Here is a 16,579-nt window from a genome sequence, read left to right as displayed (position 1 = left end):
TCGCCACGAAGCTAACCCGTCGGTTGCGGGCCTGTCGAGAGAGCGGCCGGACATCCAGCCTGCCGTAGCGTCAGTCGGTCATGCGGCGACCGCAAGCATGGCGTCGGTGCTGCTGAACCCCGCCCCGACCACGCCCGGAATGGCGCGAATGCGACTGACAATCTCTTCGTCCAGCCGGAAATTGCGGCCCAGCACCATCTCCGCCTTGCCCTGTCCGTCGATCGGCGCCCACAGCCGGACGATGCAGCGGCCGCCCCGCGCGCCACCGATCGTCTGCGCCAGCTGCGGCAATGCGGTCGCGGTGGCGATGGTGACGTCCAGCATCATCCGCGCCGATCCGGCGATCGATTCGAACGACTGCACCCGCTTGATCGCGACGCGCGGCGCATCCTCGCCCGGACGCCGGTCGAGCTCGACCGTCAGGATTGCACAGCCGCCGGCGCGGGCGCATTCCTCCATGTCCTTGGACACCAGTTCGTCGAAGCAGCTGACCGGCACCTGCCCGCTGGTGTCGGAAATGGTCGCCATCATGTAGCGGTTGCCGCGCGCCGAGGTGCGCCAGCGCGCATCCTCGATCAGAGCGGCGACGGTGGCGCCGGCGCGCTGCCCCTCGGGGATTTGCACCTCGCCCAGCATCGTGATCGGCCGCGCGCCCTGGCTGCGCGCCAGATGCTGGTAGCGGTCGAGCGGATGGGCCGAGAAATAATAGCCGAAAGCGTCGCGCTCGGCGGCGATCCGGTCGGCCAGCGCCCAGTTGGCGCTGCGCGGCAGCGAGATGCCGCCGCCGCCCGGCTCGGACTCGCCGAACAGGCCGCCCTGGCCGCTGGTGCGGTTGGCATGGGTACGCTGGGCGACCGCCAGGATCGTCTCGGCCGCGGCGTGCACGCCGGCGCGATTGGGTTCGATGCTGTCGAACGCGCCGGCACCCGCCAGCGTCTCGACCTGGCGCTTGTTCAGCAGGCGCGGATCGACGCGCCGGGCGATGTCGTCGAGCGAGACGAAGCGGCCATGACGCTCGCGCTCCTCGACCAGCTGCTCCATCGCGCCTTCGCCGACGCCCTTCAGCGCGCCCAGCGCATAGCGGACCGCCAGCCGGTCGTCCTTTTCCTGCACCATGAAATCGGCGACCGATTCGTTGATGTCAGGCGGCAGGCAGTCGATCCCCAGCCGCTTCATGTCGTCGGCGAAAATCGCCAGCTTGTCGGTCTGGTGGATGTCGTAGCACATCGACGCGGCGAAGAATTCGTGCGGATAATGCGCCTTCAGCCAGGCCGTATGATAGGCGAGCAGCGCATAGGCGGCGGCGTGCGACTTGTTGAAGCCATAGCCGGCGAACTTGTCGATCAAGTCGAACAGCTCGTTGGCCTTGGCCGCCTTGATGTCGTTCTTCGCGCAGCCCTCGACGAAGATCTGGCGCTGTGCGTCCATCTCCGCCTTGATCTTCTTGCCCATCGCGCGGCGCAGCATGTCCGCGCCGCCCAAGCTGTAGCCCGCCAGGATCTGCGCGGCCTGCATCACCTGTTCCTGATAGACGAAGATCCCGTAGGTTTCGGCCAGGATGCCTTCCAGCAGCGGATGCGGATAGACGATGTCCTCGCGCCCGTTCTTGCGCGCGCCAAAGGTCGGGATGTTGTCCATCGGGCCAGGGCGATAGAGCGAGACGAGCGCGATGATGTCGCCGAAGTTTGACGGGCGCACCGCTGCCAGCGTGCGTCGCATGCCCTCCGATTCCAGCTGGAACACGCCGACCGTGTCGCCGCGCTGGAGCAGTTCGTACACGCCCGGATCATCCCAGCCGAGGCTCGCGAGATCGACCTCGATATGCCGGTCGGACAGCAGCTCAACTGCCTTCTGCAGCACCGACAGCGTCTTGAGGCCGAGAAAGTCGAACTTCACCAGCCCCGCGCCTTCGACATATTTCATGTCGAACTGGGTAACCGGCATGTCCGATCGCGGATCGCGGTAGAGCGGGACCAGCTGCGCCAGCGGCCGGTCGCCGATCACCACGCCGGCGGCATGGGTGGAGCTGTGCCGCGGCAGGCCCTCCAGTCGCATGCACAGATCGACCAGGCGGCGGACATCGTCCTGCCCCTTGTACTCGGCGACGAACTCGCTGATCCCGTTCATCGTGCGCTCGAGCGTCCACGGGTCGGTCGGGTGGTTCGGGATCAGCTTGGCGAGCCGGTCGACCTGGCCATAGCTCATCTGCAGCACGCGGCCGACGTCCTTCAGCACGGCGCGCGCCTTCATCGTCCCGAAGGTGATGATCTGCGCAACGTGATCGCGGCCATATTTCTCCTGCACGTAGCGGATGACCTCGCCACGCCGCGTTTCGCAGAAGTCGATGTCGAAGTCGGGCATCGACACGCGTTCCGGGTTCAGGAACCGCTCGAACAGGAGGCCCAGCTTCAACGGATCGAGATCGGTGATCGTCAGTGCCCAGGCGACGACCGAGCCCGCGCCCGAACCACGTCCAGGGCCGACGGGGATGCCCTGCCCCTTGCCCCACTGGATGAAGTCCGCGACGATCAGGAAATAGCCGGGGAACCCCATCTGGATGATGACGTCCAGCTCGAACTGGAGCCGCTCGCCATAGGCCTTGCGCTCGGCCTCGTCGGTGATGCCGGCCTTTTCCAGCCGCGCGTTCAGCCCCGCCCAGCTGAGCTCGTGCAGCATCTTCGCCTCGCCCTCGCGGTCGCCGGCGAGGCTGGGCAGGATCGGCTTGCGCTTGGGCGCCATGTAGGCACAGCGCTGCGCCAGGACCATCGTGTTCGCGATCCCCTCGGGCAGGTCGGCGAACAGCGACTTCATCTCGTTTGCTGGCTTCATCCACGCATCGGGCGAACTGCGCGGGCGATCGTCGCTGGTGACGTAGGTCGAGTTGGCGATGCACAGCATCGCGTCATGCGCCTCGTGAAAGCTTTCCTCGGCGAAGCAGCACGGATTGGTCGCGACCAGCGGCAGGTCGCGGGCATAGGCAAGCTCGAGCAGCTTGGGCTCGGCCTTGCCCTCGACCTCGTCGAGGCGGCGGGTGATCTCGACATAGAGCCGCTTGGGAAACAGCGCCTCCAGCCGGTCAGCATAATGATTGGCGGCGCTGTCCTGTCCCTCGGCGAACATCCGGGCCAGACCGCCCTCGGCCCCGCCGGTCATCGCGATCAGCCCCTCGGTCCGCCCTTCCAGCGCCGCGAACGGCACATGCGCATCCTCCTCGATCGGACGATCGAGATGCGCAGCGGACACCAGGTGGCACAGGTTGAGATAACCGGTCTCGTCCTGCGCGAACAGCGGCAGCCAGTCGATCACCGGCTTGGCGCCGTCGGGCATGTCCGGGCGCATGACCGCCAGCAGCGTGCCGATGATCGGCTGGATACCCGCCTTCGCGCAGGCATCGGAAAAGGACATGGCGGCATAGAGGCCGTTGCGATCGGCCAGGCCGACGGCGGGGAAGCCGAGTTCCTTGGCGCGCTTGGCGATCGCCTTGGGATCGATCGCCCCTTCCAGCATCGTGTAGGAGGAAAAAACGCGAAGGGGCACGAATCCGGAATGCATGCCCGATCCTAGGGATTCCCCGCCCGATTTGCCACCCCGCCGGGCGCTCGACGCATCGGTTTCGGCGCAGGAAACTGCGCGCGAAAACCGCTCCGGCGCTAGGCGTCAGAGCAGCTTTTCGATGTCCTTCTCGATATCCTCGGGCTTGGTCGTCGGCGCGTAGCGGTCGACCACCTTGCCATCGCGGTCCACCAGGAACTTGGTGAAGTTCCACTTGATGCCCTCGGTCCCCAGCACGCCGGGCGCTTCCTTCTTCAGGTGCCTGAAGATCGGCGCCGCATCGGGCCCGTTGACGTCGACCTTGGCAAAGACCGGGAAGGTCACGTCATAGGTCAGCGAACAGAAGGTCGCGATCTCCTGCGCATCGCCCGGCTCCTGCGCGCCGAACTGGTTGCAGGGAAACCCCAGCACCTCGAACCCGCGATCGGCGAACTTGCGATGCAGCGCCTCCAGCCCCTCATATTGCGGCGTGAAGCCGCATTTCGACGCGGTGTTGACGATCAGCAGCAACTTGCCGGCATAGTCCGACAGATCGGTCTCGCTGCCGTCTGCCTTGCGAACGAGAATGTCGGTGATCGCGGTCATTCGGGAGTCCTTTTCAGCCTGGGCCCGGCGGTGCGCGCCTGAACCTCTTCGAGAGTTTTGAACCGTCGATCCGGGTCCTCGGACCAGGCGAAGAATTGCAGGACGCCACGAACGTCAGAAACCGGAAGCATGCCAACGCCACCAGGCCCGAACTCTCGCGGAAAGCGACTGTCCATGGAATTGTCGCGGTTGTCACCCAGAACAAAGATGTGACCCGCGGGAACGAGGACCTCGCTGAAGTGATCCTGAGGCTGGGCGCCGCGGTCCAGCACGACATGCGGGGCTGCTTCCCCGGGGAATTGCTCCAGCTTCGCCCGAACAGTTCGCCGCTGCCCAAAAGCGTCCACCTGCGCGTAGCCGCCATGGTCCGTTTGCGGAACCGGTTGTCCGTTCAGGATCACGACGCCGTCTCGAAGCGCGACGCGGTCGCCGGGAAGACCGACCACACGCTTGACCCACTGGTCCTCCTCCATCCGAAAGACGAGCACCTGGCCTCGCTTCGGATCCGTGAGTCTCAGATCGGCGACCACATAGTCGCCTGTTTTAAGCAGGGGATCCATGTTTTCCGAAGGAATCGAATAGGTTTTAAAGCGGCCTACGGGGCTGGGCGCGAGATAGTTCAGTGCAAGGCCCAGCACTACCATCGCGCCGACCACAGGCCACGACGACAGACCAGTTTCAGGGCCGCGAACGCCGCTCAGCCGCAGGGTAAGCACGATCGAAGCGATCAGCAGCGCAACCTGCGCGATCACAACAGCGACAACTGTGAAATACGCTGCTGACCCAAATCTCGGGACCAGGAACAGCAATAGCGGATAGCAGCCGATGGCAAGCTGTGCAGCGAAAAATCCCAGCCCGAGGCGAACTCTTCCAGCCCGGACGAGCCCCGCACCGAAGGCGGGGATGTTGAGCAAGGCGAGCCCGATCCGCGCGCCCGAGCCGCGCTTCTGGCCATGCCGCGGCTCGACCAGGCCTTCTGCCTGATCCGCAGTCAGCTCGCTCACCCTTTTCCCCCTATTCCAGATGCCCCTCGTGCAGGCGTACCACGCGGTCCATGCGGGCCGCCAGCCGCTCGTTATGGGTCGCGATCAGCGCGGCCGATCCCTGATCGCGGACCAGCGACAGGAACTCGCCCAGCACCTTGTCCGAGGTTGCCTCGTCCAGGTTTCCGGTCGGCTCGTCGGCCAGCACCAGCAGCGGGCGGTTGGCCAGCGCGCGAGCAACCGCGACGCGCTGCTGCTCGCCGCCCGACAGCTGGCTGGGACGATGGGTCAGGCGGTGCGCCAGACCCAGCGCATTCAGCAGCTTCTCTGCCTGCGAATCGGCGTCGGCGCGAGTGGCGCCCCGAATCAGCTGGGGCAGCACGACATTCTCGAGCGCGTTGAAGTCGGGCAGAAGGTGGTGGAACTGATAGACGAAGCCCAGCCGGTCGCGGCGCGTCGCCGTCCGCGCCGCACTGTCCAGTTGCGCGGCCTCGGTCCCGTCGATGCGGATCGATCCCTCGAACCCGCCCTCGAGCAGGCCGACGGCCTGGAGCAGTGTCGACTTGCCCGATCCCGACGGGCCGAGCAGCGCGACGACCTCGCCCCGGTTCACCGTCAGGTCGACCCCGCGCAGCACCTCGATCCGGTGGTCGCCCTGGGTGAAGGCGCGGCGCAGGCCGCGCGTCTGGAGGATTGGCTCACTCATAGCGCAGGACCTGTACCGGATCGGTGCTCGCCGCCTTCCAGGCCGGGTAGAGCGTTGCGAGGAAGCAGAAGGCCATCGCCATCAGGCAGATGCCGATCGTCTGGAACGGATCGGTCTTGGCCGGCAGCTCGGTCAGGAAGCGCATCGACGGGTCCCAGACGTTCATGCCGGTCGCCAGCCCGATCAACTTCACGACATATTCGCGGAAGGTGATAAACAGGAAGGCGAGCACGCCGCCCGCCATGACCCCGAAGATGCCGACCGTCGTCCCCACGGTGATGAAGATGCGCATCAGCCCGCCGCGCGTGGCGCCCATCGTTCGCAGCACCGCGATGTCGCGCGTCTTTGCGCGCACGAGCATGATCAGCGACGACACGATGTTGAACGCGGCGACGATCAGGATGATCGACAGCACGATGAACGAGACGACGCGGTCGATCGTCAGCGCCTCGAACAGTTCGGAATTCATCGTCCGCCAGTCGACGATCTGCGCCTGGGCCTGAACCTTGGGCTGGAGCGGGGCGAGGATGTCCTCGATCCTGTCGGGATTGTTGGTCTCGATCTCGATCATCCCGACGGTGTCGCCCATCAGCAACAGCGTCTGGGCATCCTCGATCGGCATCACCACGAACGCCTTGTCGTAATCATAGACGCCGATCTCGAAGATCGCCCCGACCGTGTAGGACACGATCCGCGGCATCGTCCCGAACGGGGTCGAGGCGCCGGCGGGATTGAAGATCGAGATCTTGCTGCCAACCGTCGCGCCCAATTGCTGCGCCAGGCGGGACCCGATCGCGACCGTCTCGCTCCCCGGCTTCAGCGAGTCGAGCGATCCGACGACCTGGTTCTTGGTCAGCGTCGGGTTGCCGCGAATATCCTGGACGCGCATGCCGCGCACCAGCGCGAACTCGACCCGGCCGCCCATCGAGGCGACCAGCGGCTGTTCGATCAGCGGGGTGGCGGAGACGATGCCCGGGGTCTTCTCGGCCTCCTCGATCACCCGGCGCCAGTCGCGCAGCTGTCCGCCGAACCCCTGGACCACGGCATGACCGTTCAACCCGGTGATCTTGTCGAACAGCTCTGCGCGAAAGCCGTTCATCACGCTCATCACGACGATCAGCGCGGCGACGCCCAGCATCACAGCGACGAGGCTGAAGCCGGCGACGACGGCGATGAACGCCTCGCCGCGGCCGGGAAGCAGATATCGCTTCGCGATCATCCGCTCATAGCGTGAAAGCAGCATGAAGGTGGCCAGAGTCCCGAGCCTGAGGAATGTCCTGCCCGCTCTATGGCAGGTTCGGCCGGCCTTGCAATTGCGCATGCCGTCTCCGCCCCCTGTTGCCGAACGGACACAGGGTCGCGCCAATCTGAGTCACATCTGCGCATTCCCGGTGACAAAGGCCGCGGGCCACCGTAGCAAACCAACATCGAAACGCAGGCAACGGCCGTGGTTCGGGGAGTTCCGAAGTCCCGCTCGTAGGCAAGTACGGGCGCGTGGGCTGAGGATCTTACTAAGGGGGCTGACGAGGCATCGTCACGCAGGCGCTCGGGCTGGAAACAGTCCGAGCGTTTGCCGTTTCAGGACCCCCTCTTCTTTTCCGCTACTTCGGCTCGACTGGGATCATCGTACCCGCGCGCGCCCTGCCCCCGCCGTGCAATGCACAAAAGGAGGAAGCTGCGCGGGCGGCAGCTCCCTCCCCTCGACCTTCCCCGGCCATGGTGGAAGGCCAAGCGCTGTGACGCGGCAGCGGGTCAGAACCCCAGCTTGATCGTTCCGCCCCAGGTCTGCGGATCGCCCAGCTGGGCCGAGATCAGCCCGGTATTGCCCGGCGTGACCGCGAGCGATTCGAAATAGTCCTGGTCGAACGCGTTGCGGACCCATCCGAAGATGTCGAAGCTCCCGGTGCGGAAGCCGACGCGGAAATTGTTGATCGAATAGCCGTCGATGTCGGTGTAGATCGACCGAGAGGCGTTGGACGAGAATTTCGACCGGTAATTGCCGTCATAGCCGAAATAGACATTCCCATCGCGACCGAGGATCTTGGCGGGAAGGTTATATTCCGCGCCCCACGAGAATGCCCATTTCGACACGCCCGGAAGCCACTGGCCCGAGACGTTGCAGTTGGCCGGGCTGTTGGCGCCGGGCGTGGCGGGCGGCCCGACCGGCGTTCCGGTGCCGCCACCGGCCAGTTCGGGCGGGCACGGCGCATCGACGAACTTCACGAACTCGTGATCGGTGAAGGCGCCGCTGACATAGGTGCTGAACCGCTCGCTGGGGCGCAGCGAGAAATCCGCCTCGATCCCGCGGACCCGCACCTTCTCCGCATTCGCCAGATAGCCGCGCAGCACGTTGCTGCCGCTGACGTTGCTGATCACGCTGGCCTGGAAATCCTTGATCTCGGTCCAGTAGCCCGCGATGTTCAAGGTCGCCCGTCGATCCCAGAACTGGGTCTTCAGCCCGACCTCGAAATGGTCGACCTTTTCCGGCTTGATCTGGGCGACGTCCAGCGCCGGGGTCCCGTCGGCCCGGCTGGGCACGCCGTTCAGGTTGATGCCGCCGGTCTTGAACGAGCGCGCATAGGTTGCATATGCAAGTATATCTGGGGCGATCTTGTACGACAGGTTGATGTCGTAGGAGAGGTTCCAGTCGCTGAACTCCGGCTCGAAGAATTGCGACGCCTGGGTCCCGCGCTGCGCCGCCGTCCACGGATCGTTGTAATAGGGGCTGGCCGGATTGCTGCTGACGACCTGGCGGGTGCCGTCGGACGCGGTGCCGGTGACGACCGAGTTATAGAGCCCGTCCTTCTTGTCGTAGTTGATCCGGATGCCCGGCGAGATGGTCAGTGCGTCGGTGACCTTCCAGTTGACCTTGGCGAAACCGGCGAGGCTCAGATTGTCGAGGCGGATGTCGTTTTCGGCAATGATGCCGTTGAGCACCGACGGATTGCGCGACAGCGCGCTGCTCGGCGCGAGCAGCCACGCGCTGGCCGCCGGACCCGTCTCCTGCACGCCGCTGGTGCGGATCTGCTGGTAGAAGCCGAAGGCGCCGACCACGAAGTCGAGCGGGCCCGCGTCGAACGCGTAGCGGACTTCCTGGGTATACTGGTCCTGCTTCGTCGGATTGTTCACCCGGGTGTAGATCGGCAGTCCGGTGAAATCGCGATCGTTCTTCGGACCCCAGTCCCAATAGCGCCAGGCACTGACCGACGTCAGGGTGCCGGGCCCCAGGTCCCATTCGACCCGAAGCGAGGCGCCGCCCAGCTCGTTGCGCGCCGCCAGCTGCGCGTCGAGATCGGTCAGGCGATCGAACGGATTGATGCTGGGCACCTTGTATCCCGGAAACAGCGCGGTCAGCGCGGCATATTGCCGGTTTGCGGCGCGCTGGGTGGTGCCGACGCGCGCATAGAGCTGGCCGCAGCAGATCGGGTCCTGCACGTTGAAGTCACCCGACAGCGTGATCCGCAGATCCTCGCTCGGCTTCCACAACAGCGCGCCACGCAGGCCGAGATTGTCCTGCGAATTGATCCAGCTGCCGGTCGTGACATTATAGACCGTGCCGCGGCGATCGGTGCTGGCCAGGCTGAGCCGCGCCGCAAGCGTGTCGGACAAGGGGCCCGACACCGACAATTTGGCCTGCTTGAAGTTATAGTTGCCCAGCGACACCTCGGCCCTGCCCTCGAAGTCGAAGCTGGGCGCGCGCGTCGTGATGTTGATCGCGCCGGCGGTGGTGTTCTTGCCGTACAGCGTCCCCTGCGGGCCGCGCAGCACCTCGATCTGCTCGACATCGACGAAGTCGAGCGTCGCCGAGGCGATGCGGTTGTAATAGACCTGGTCGACATAGACGCCGACGCCCTGTTCGAACCCGTCATTCGTCAGGCCGAACGGCGCGCCGATGCCGCGGATGTTGATGAAGGTGTTGCGCGGGTTGGTCGAGAAGAACTGCAAGGTCGGCTGCAGCTGGGTCAGGCGGTTGATGTTGTACGTGCCCTGGGCATCGAGCGTCTCGCTGCCGATGACCGAGATCGCGACGGGGACGTCCTGGACATTCTCGGTACGACGTCGCGCCGTGACCACGATCTCCGTCCCCTCGCGGTCCTGGACCTCGTCCTCGGCGGGCTGAGCCGTCGGGTCCGCCGCGGCGGTCGAGGCAATCGGCTCGTCCCGCGGCGGCTGGCCGATGGCGGCGGGCGACGTCGTCGCCAACAGTGTAAGTGCGAAACCCGCGATGCTCATCCAAACTCCCCTTTGGAAACTCTCGCAGGTAAACTCCACTATTCAGATGGGATTAGTCGATAAAGTAAAACTTTGCGAGCATGAAGGCTTGTGCAGCTCACGTCTGAAACTCGCCCAAGGCACGGAAACAAGGCGATTTAATTCACCCTTGAAACTGTGCGACCGGATTCCGAAATATCCTCTGCGGCGCCGAAACGGGCCGCGTGATTGTCCGGCGCCTCGCATCAGGGCCGGACGGGACGTTCACTTTGCTCACTGGAGGATTTGAAATGCGTCAGTTCGATTTTACCCCCTTCCGCCGCTCGACCATCGGGTTCGACCGGCTGTTCGACATGCTGGAGGCAAGCGCCCGCCAGCAGGCTTCCGAAAACTATCCGCCGTTCAACCTCGAGCGCGTCGCGGAAGATCGCTACCGGATCACGCTGGCAGTCGCCGGCTTCAAGTCGGATGAGATCGACATCACCGCGCAGCAGAACCTGCTGGTCGTCGCCGGCAAGAAGGCGGAGAACGAGAACAGCCAGGGTGCCTATCTGCATCTCGGCATCGCCAACCGCAGCTTCGAGCGTCGCTTCGAACTCGCCGACTTCGTCCGCGTCGACCGCGCCGACCTGGCCGATGGCCTGCTGACCATCGAACTGGTCCGGGAAGTCCCCGAAGCGATGAAGCCGAAGAAGATCTCGGTCGGTACCGGCGGCGAGCCCGCCGAGGCCATCGAGCATCAGTCTGCCAAGGCGGCCTGACGCTCGCGGCGTCTCCCTCCCTTTAGACGCCGCTGAGGGGCGCCCGGACCGATGGGTCCGGGCGCTTTTTCTTTGGCCCTGGATGCAGAAGCGCCGCCAGCGCGGCGGCGCCGGGAGGCGTCAGACCAAGCGCGACTGCCGTACCGCCGCCTCGATGAAGCTGGCGAAGAGGGGATGCGGGTCGAACGGCTTGGACTTCAGTTCGGGGTGGAACTGGACGCCGATGAACCAGGGATGGTCCGGCCGCTCGACGATTTCGGGCAGCATGCCGTCCGGCGACATGCCCGAAAAGACCAGCCCGCCGGCCTCGAGCACGTCGCGATAGCGCGTATTGACCTCGTACCGGTGGCGATGCCGCTCGGAAATGTCGCTCGCCTGATAGATCGAGCTGACGACCGAATTGCCGGCAAGCTTCGCCGGATAGGCACCGAGCCGCATCGTGCCGCCCAGGTCGCCGCCCTGCTCGCGCGTCTGGAGCCCGTCCTTGCCCATCCATTCGGTGATCAGGCCGACGATCGGGGTCTCGGTGTCGCCGAATTCGGTCGTCGAGGCGTGGTCGAGTCCCTGCTCGCGCGCGCCCTCGACACAGGCCATCTGCATGCCCAGGCAGATACCGAAAAAGGGAACGCCGCGCTCGCGGGCGAAGCGGACGCTGGCGATCTTGCCCTCGCTGCCGCGTTCGCCGAACCCGCCGGGCACCAGGATCGCGTGCATCGGCTCGAGCTGCGAGGCGATCTCCGCCTCGTCGCCCTCGAACAGCTCGGCGTCGAGCCAGCGGACATGCACCTTCACCTTGTTGGCGATGCCGCCATGGACCAGGGCCTCGTGCAGCGACTTGTAGGCGTCCGGGAGGCCGACATATTTGCCGACGACGCCGATCGTGACCTCGCCCTCCGGGTTCAGGACGCGCTCGACGATCTCGCTCCAGCGATCCAGGCGCGGCGGCGCACCGGGGTCGATCCCGAAGGCCTTGAGCACTTCATGGTCGAGACCCTCGGCATGATATTGCAGCGGCACGCCATAGATGGTGCTCGCGTCGAGCGCGGGGATCACCGCGTCCTTGGGCACGTTGCAGAACAGCGCGATCTTTGCGCGGTCGCTGTCCGGCAGCGGCTGCTCGGAACGGCACACCAGAACGTCGGGCGACACGCCCAGCGCAGCCAGTTCGCGCACCGAATGCTGGGTCGGCTTGGTCTTCAACTCGCCCGCAGCGGCGATATAGGGGACCAGCGTCAGGTGGACGCTGACCGAATTGCCCCGGCCCAGATCGTTGCGCAGCTGGCGAATGGCCTCGATGAACGGCAGCGACTCGATGTCGCCGACCGTCCCGCCGATCTCGCACAGCACGAAGTCCAGACCCTCGGTGTCGGCCTGGGCGAATTCCTTGATCGCATCGGTGACGTGCGGGATGACCTGAACGGTGGCGCCGAGATAGTCGCCCTTCCGCTCGCGCGTGATGATCTGCTGATAGATCCGGCCCGAGGTCACATTGTCCGACTGGCGCGAGGCGACGCCGGTGAACCGCTCGTAATGGCCGAGGTCGAGATCGGTCTCGGCACCGTCGTCGGTCACATAGACTTCGCCATGCTGGTAGGGGGACATGGTGCCTGGGTCGACGTTCAGATAGGGGTCGAACTTGCGGATACGGACGCTGTAGCCGCGCGCCTGAAGCAGCGCGGCGAGCGACGCCGCCATGAGACCCTTGCCGAGCGAGGAGACCACGCCGCCGGTGATGAAGATATACCGCGCCATGGGGAAAAACGCCTAGCTTGAATAGACGCGCGCCGACAAGCTCTCGAATCGAGCGTCGGCGTGCATCAGGGTAGAAAACGCCTCCGCGTCGCCGCGGAGGGACGAGAAATCAGAGACGGAAAGCGTCGGCGGCGTTGGATGGCGCCGAGCCGTCGGCGGGCGTCGCGCCCGGAGCCGGGACCGCACCGGGAGTCGGGGCGGTCTGCGCGGGCGGAAGGTTGCCGGGAAGCGCCGGAGCGACAGCGGCAGGAGCGCGCTGGCGCGAGGCGTCGATCGTGGTCGACTGGCGATTGGCCGCAAGAACCGCCAGGACGATGCACAGAACGATGAACGCGGTTGCGAGGATCGCGGTCGCCCGGGTCAGGAAATCCGCCGCGCCGCGTGCCGACATCAGGCCCGACGGGCTGCCGCCCGAGGTCAGGCCGCCACCTTCCGACTTTTGCATGAGGATCACCGTCACCAGCAGCGAGGCGACGATGAACTGGACGACGAGCAGGAAAGTGAACAGCATTTCGAAGTGCGGACCTTTTGCGGAAAGGCGCGACATAGTGGAGGGGGCCGCAACGATCAACCGTCCTCGACGACCGGCCGCCGCCGGCACCGCTTCATCGCTCGCGAAACGATCCACCGCAGCCGGCCAACATTTCGGCTGCGGACTGAAACTTGCTCAGATTATGCGCGTTGTCAGAGAATAGCCCGGCCCATGCCGGTCCCGTAACGACAGAGTAGAGTATCGCCCGTGAACGCCATGCCGGACCCCTCGCTCGCTTCGTGGAAGAACACGCTGATCGACTATGTCCGATCCGGCGAGCCCGATCTGACCAACCGACAAATGGCGTTGCTTCTGCTCGTCTATCTCGACCCCGGTCCGCATACCGTCCGGGGACTTGCACGGGCGCTGAATGTCTCTAAGCCCGTCGTCACGCGCGCCTTGAACAGGCTGGGCGCCCTCGGCTATCTGCGCCGCCAGCGCGATGACACCGACAAGCGTAACATTTTCGTCGCGCGTACGACTGAAGGGGCTGATTTTCTTGCAGAATTCGGGCATTTCCTCGCTGGAGGCAGCATCAGCGAGCCTGTCATCCGCCGGGGCAACGCGTAAGCGTTTCGCGCTGACCGGCGTGTCGCCGCGGATCGACCCGAGGGTCGATGCCGTGCGGCCCGATCTGGCGGATATCCGTCTGGCAGACCGCGTTTTTGCCCCGCATTACGCGGCACCCCTGACCCGTAGCCTGGCCCGCCCCGTGTCGCTGCGCGAGGGTCCAAAGGCCGATTCGCCGGTGATGACGGAATTGAAGCCGGGCGAGTCGTTCGACATTCTGGAATTCGCCGGAGCCAATGCCTGGGGCGTCGCGTCCGCGGCCGGGCTGGTGGGCTATATCGATGCGGCGGCGCTGGAAGGTGCGGACAAATGAGCATCCGGGTCTTCATCGACGGTGCCGTGGGCACCACCGGCCTCGAGATTCGCGAGCGGCTCGAGGGTCGCGGCGAGATCGAGCTGATCACGCTCGACGAGTCGGCGCGCAAGGATGCGACGATGCGCCGCGACGCGCTGAACGCGGCGGACTTCGTCATCCTGTGCCTTCCCGACGATGCGGCGATCGACGCGGTCGCCATGATCGAGAATGACAGGACCCGGGTCATCGACGCCTCGACCGCGCACCGCGTGGCGGAAGGCTGGACCTATGGCTTTGCCGAACTGGAACCCAGCCAGACCGCCGCGATCGCCCAGGCGCCGCGCGTCAGCAATCCCGGCTGCTATCCGACCGGCTTTCTCGCGCTGGTGCGGCCGTTGATCCGAGCCGGCCTGATCCCGGTCGATCATCCGCTGAGCGTCAATGCCGTCTCGGGCTATTCGGGCGGCGGCAAGTCGATGATCGCCGAGTTCGAGGATGTGAAGGCGGCCGGTCACACCGACACGGCGTTCCGCGCCTACGGCCTGGGCCTGGCACACAAGCATGTGCCGGAGATGCAGAAGCACGCCCGGACCGAGCATCCGCCGATCTTCATGCCGGCCGTCGTGCGCACCTATCGCGGCATGCTCGTGGAAGTGCCGCTGGCGCTGCACGCCCTGCCGCGCAAACCGTCGCTCGCGACGATCGAGACGGTGCTGGGCGACGCGTACAAGGACAGCCCGGTGGTCAAGCTCGTGCCCGCCGAAGACCTGGCGACCTTGTCGGTCGAGGCCGATGCCGGGACCGACCGGCTGACGCTTCGCGTATTCGGCAATGCCGAACGCGGCCAGGCGCGCCTGGTCGCGACGCTGGACAATCTGGGCAAGGGCGCAGCCGGCGCCGCGGTCCAGAATCTCAACATCATGGCGGGCTTCGACCAGACTGCCGGCCTGGTGCTGTGAATCGGCGCCGGGCGCGGTGCGCGGGATAGACCGGCTATCCGGCGCGCGGGTCGTTTTATCCCCGTCCCGGCTTGATCTTTGAGCCTCGTTCGTGTCGAGCGGAGCCGAAACAACGGAGAGCGTGCATGAGTCAGGCGGTCGGCAAGCTGTTGCTGTTCGGAGCCACGGGCGACCTCGCCCAGCGGATGCTCCTCCCCTCGCTGTACGGCCTGCATGCGGACGGGCTGCTGCCCGCCGGCCTGACCATCACCGGGACGGCGCGTTCGGACCATGACGATGCCGGCTATCGCAAGTTCGCCGCCGATGCGCTCGACGAATTCCTGCCGGCCGACCGGAAGGACGACAGCGCTGTCGCATCCTTTCTCGATCGACTGAACTATCAGCCGCTGGACGCGTCTCAGACCGACGGGTTCGGCGTGCTCGCAGAGAAGCTGGGCGACATCTCCGGCGGCCTGGCAATCTTCCTGTCGACCGCGCCCTGGCTGTTCGGCCCGACCATCAAGGGCCTGGAATCGGCCGGGCTGGCCGGCGACAATGTTCGCATCGGGCTGGAAAAGCCGCTGGGCCGCGACCTCGAGTCGAGCCGCGAGATCAACGACATCGTCGCCCTGGGCTTCCCCGAGGAGCGCACCTTCCGCATCGACCATTATCTGGGCAAGGAAACCGTCCAGAACATCATGGCGCTACGGTTCGGCAACTCGCTGTTCGAGCCGATCTGGAACTCGCACGGCGTCGATCATGTCCAGATCACCGTGTCGGAGACCGTCGGCCTGGAAGGCCGGGCCGGATTCTATGACGACACCGGGGCGATGCGCGACATGGTGCAGAACCACATGCTGCAGCTGCTCGCGCTGATCGCGATGGAGCCCCCTGCCCGCTTCGACGGAACCGCGATCCGCGACGAGAAGGTCAAGGTCCTTCGTTCGCTGCGCAAGATGACGCCCGCCGAGGTGCCGCATCTGACCGTCACCGGCCAATATGGCCCGGGGGCGTCGAAGGGAGAGATCGTCAAGGGCTATACCGAGGAACTCGGCAAGCCGTCGGGCACCGAGACCTTCGTCGCGATCAAGGCGAATGTCGACAATTGGCGCTGGGCCGGCGTCCCCTTCTACCTGCGCACCGGCAAGCGGCTGGCCGAGCGCCGGTCGGAAATCGTCATCCAGTTCAAGCCAGTGCCGCATTCGATCTTCGCCGATCGCGGCGGCCAGCTTCAGGCAAACACGCTGGTCATCCGCCTCCAGCCCGAGGAATATATCCGCCTGCTGGTGATGGCGAAGCAGCCCGGCCTGGACCGGGACGGCATCCGCCTGCGCGAAGTGCCGCTCAACCTGGCACTCGACCATGAATTCGCCGGCACCCGCCGCCGCATCGCCTATGAGCGGTTGCTGCTCGACCTGATCGAGGGCGATCCGACCCTGTTCGTCCGCCGCGACGAGGTGGAGGCGCAGTGGGAGTGGATCGACGGGATCCGCGCCGGCTGGGAAGCGAACGATGTCCACCCCAAGCCCTATGCCTCGGGCAGTTGGGGACCCAGCGCCGCGATCGCGCTGACCGAACGTGACGGCGTGACCTGGAACGAGTGACGCCGCCCGCCGGAGCGGGCACAATCGGATCGAGACCGAACCCGACGGCTTCTCGTCCGTTGCACGACTACCCATCTGATGACTCAAGG

Annotated in this window: 13 protein-coding genes; 5 read left to right on the top strand and 8 right to left on the bottom strand. The window is 65.6% G+C overall.

Annotated elements, in window-relative coordinates:
- Positions 1–78: 78 nt before the first annotated feature.
- The 6 genes from dnaE to TPR58_RS06805 all read right to left on the bottom strand — a co-directional run bounded on the left by dnaE (position 79) and on the right by TPR58_RS06805 (position 10,059).
- Positions 79–3,552 (bottom strand): DNA polymerase III subunit alpha, encoded by a 3,474-nt coding sequence (gene dnaE, locus TPR58_RS06830; protein ID WP_346245870.1) that lies wholly within the window; start codon positions 3,550–3,552, stop codon positions 79–81.
- 105 nt (positions 3,553–3,657) lie between these two features.
- On the bottom strand, positions 3,658–4,137 hold the full coding sequence (locus TPR58_RS06825) for a glutathione peroxidase (protein ID WP_346245869.1): 480 nt from the start codon (positions 4,135–4,137) through the stop codon (positions 3,658–3,660).
- Positions 4,134–5,141 carry a signal peptidase I gene (lepB, locus tag TPR58_RS06820; protein WP_346245868.1) on the bottom strand — a complete coding sequence of 336 codons (1,008 nt, stop codon included), beginning with the start codon at positions 5,139–5,141 and terminating at the stop codon, positions 4,134–4,136. Before lepB ends, TPR58_RS06825 begins: the two co-directional genes overlap by 4 nt.
- Before the next feature lie 10 nt (positions 5,142–5,151).
- Positions 5,152–5,826, bottom strand: coding sequence for an ABC transporter ATP-binding protein (locus tag TPR58_RS06815; protein ID WP_346245867.1), 675 nt, complete (start codon positions 5,824–5,826; stop codon positions 5,152–5,154).
- A complete protein-coding gene (locus TPR58_RS06810; RefSeq protein WP_346245866.1) occupies positions 5,819–7,069 on the bottom strand; it encodes a lipoprotein-releasing ABC transporter permease subunit in 1,251 nt (416 codons plus the stop codon). Before TPR58_RS06810 ends, TPR58_RS06815 begins: the two co-directional genes overlap by 8 nt.
- A 509-nt stretch (positions 7,070–7,578) precedes the next feature.
- A complete protein-coding gene (locus TPR58_RS06805) occupies positions 7,579–10,059 on the bottom strand; it encodes a TonB-dependent receptor (protein ID WP_346245865.1) in 2,481 nt (826 codons plus the stop codon).
- Positions 10,060–10,328: 269 nt separating this feature from the next.
- Between TPR58_RS06805 and TPR58_RS06800 the strand changes: the two genes are divergently transcribed.
- Positions 10,329–10,799 carry an Hsp20 family protein gene (locus tag TPR58_RS06800; RefSeq protein WP_346245864.1) on the top strand — a complete coding sequence of 157 codons (471 nt, stop codon included), beginning with the start codon at positions 10,329–10,331 and terminating at the stop codon, positions 10,797–10,799.
- Between the two features lie 120 nt (positions 10,800–10,919).
- Here the strand turns inward: TPR58_RS06800 and pyrG are convergent, their stop codons facing one another.
- Complete coding sequence (pyrG, locus tag TPR58_RS06795; protein ID WP_346245863.1) at positions 10,920–12,551, bottom strand: CTP synthase; 1,632 nt, start codon at positions 12,549–12,551, stop codon at positions 10,920–10,922.
- 109 nt (positions 12,552–12,660) lie between these two features.
- Positions 12,661–13,059 (bottom strand): preprotein translocase subunit SecG, encoded by a 399-nt coding sequence (gene secG, locus TPR58_RS06790; RefSeq protein ID WP_346246052.1) that lies wholly within the window; start codon positions 13,057–13,059, stop codon positions 12,661–12,663.
- A gap of 240 nt (positions 13,060–13,299) precedes the next feature.
- On the opposite strand from secG, the gene TPR58_RS06785 reads away from it, so the two are divergent.
- The 4 genes from TPR58_RS06785 (at position 13,300) to zwf (ending at position 16,490) form a co-directional block, all read left to right on the top strand.
- On the top strand, positions 13,300–13,653 hold the full coding sequence (locus TPR58_RS06785) for a MarR family transcriptional regulator (RefSeq protein WP_346246051.1): 354 nt from the start codon (positions 13,300–13,302) through the stop codon (positions 13,651–13,653).
- On the top strand, positions 13,583–13,966 hold the full coding sequence (locus tag TPR58_RS06780; protein WP_346245862.1) for an SH3 domain-containing protein: 384 nt from the start codon (positions 13,583–13,585) through the stop codon (positions 13,964–13,966). Before TPR58_RS06785 ends, TPR58_RS06780 begins: the two co-directional genes overlap by 71 nt.
- Entirely contained in the window at positions 13,963–14,907 is a 945-nt protein-coding gene (argC, locus tag TPR58_RS06775) for an N-acetyl-gamma-glutamyl-phosphate reductase (RefSeq protein ID WP_346245861.1), read from the top strand. The genes TPR58_RS06780 and argC overlap by 4 nt, the downstream gene beginning before the upstream one ends.
- Positions 14,908–15,032: 125 nt before the next feature.
- Positions 15,033–16,490 (top strand): glucose-6-phosphate dehydrogenase, encoded by a 1,458-nt coding sequence (gene zwf, locus TPR58_RS06770; RefSeq protein ID WP_346245860.1) that lies wholly within the window; start codon positions 15,033–15,035, stop codon positions 16,488–16,490.
- The last annotated feature ends 89 nt before the right edge of the window (positions 16,491–16,579 follow it).

Origin of the sequence: Sphingomonas rustica, assembly GCF_039652585.1 — a bacterium.
Lineage (GTDB): Bacteria > Pseudomonadota > Alphaproteobacteria > Sphingomonadales > Sphingomonadaceae > Sphingomonas > Sphingomonas rustica.
This window is presented reverse-complemented; position numbering and strand designations above follow the sequence as displayed.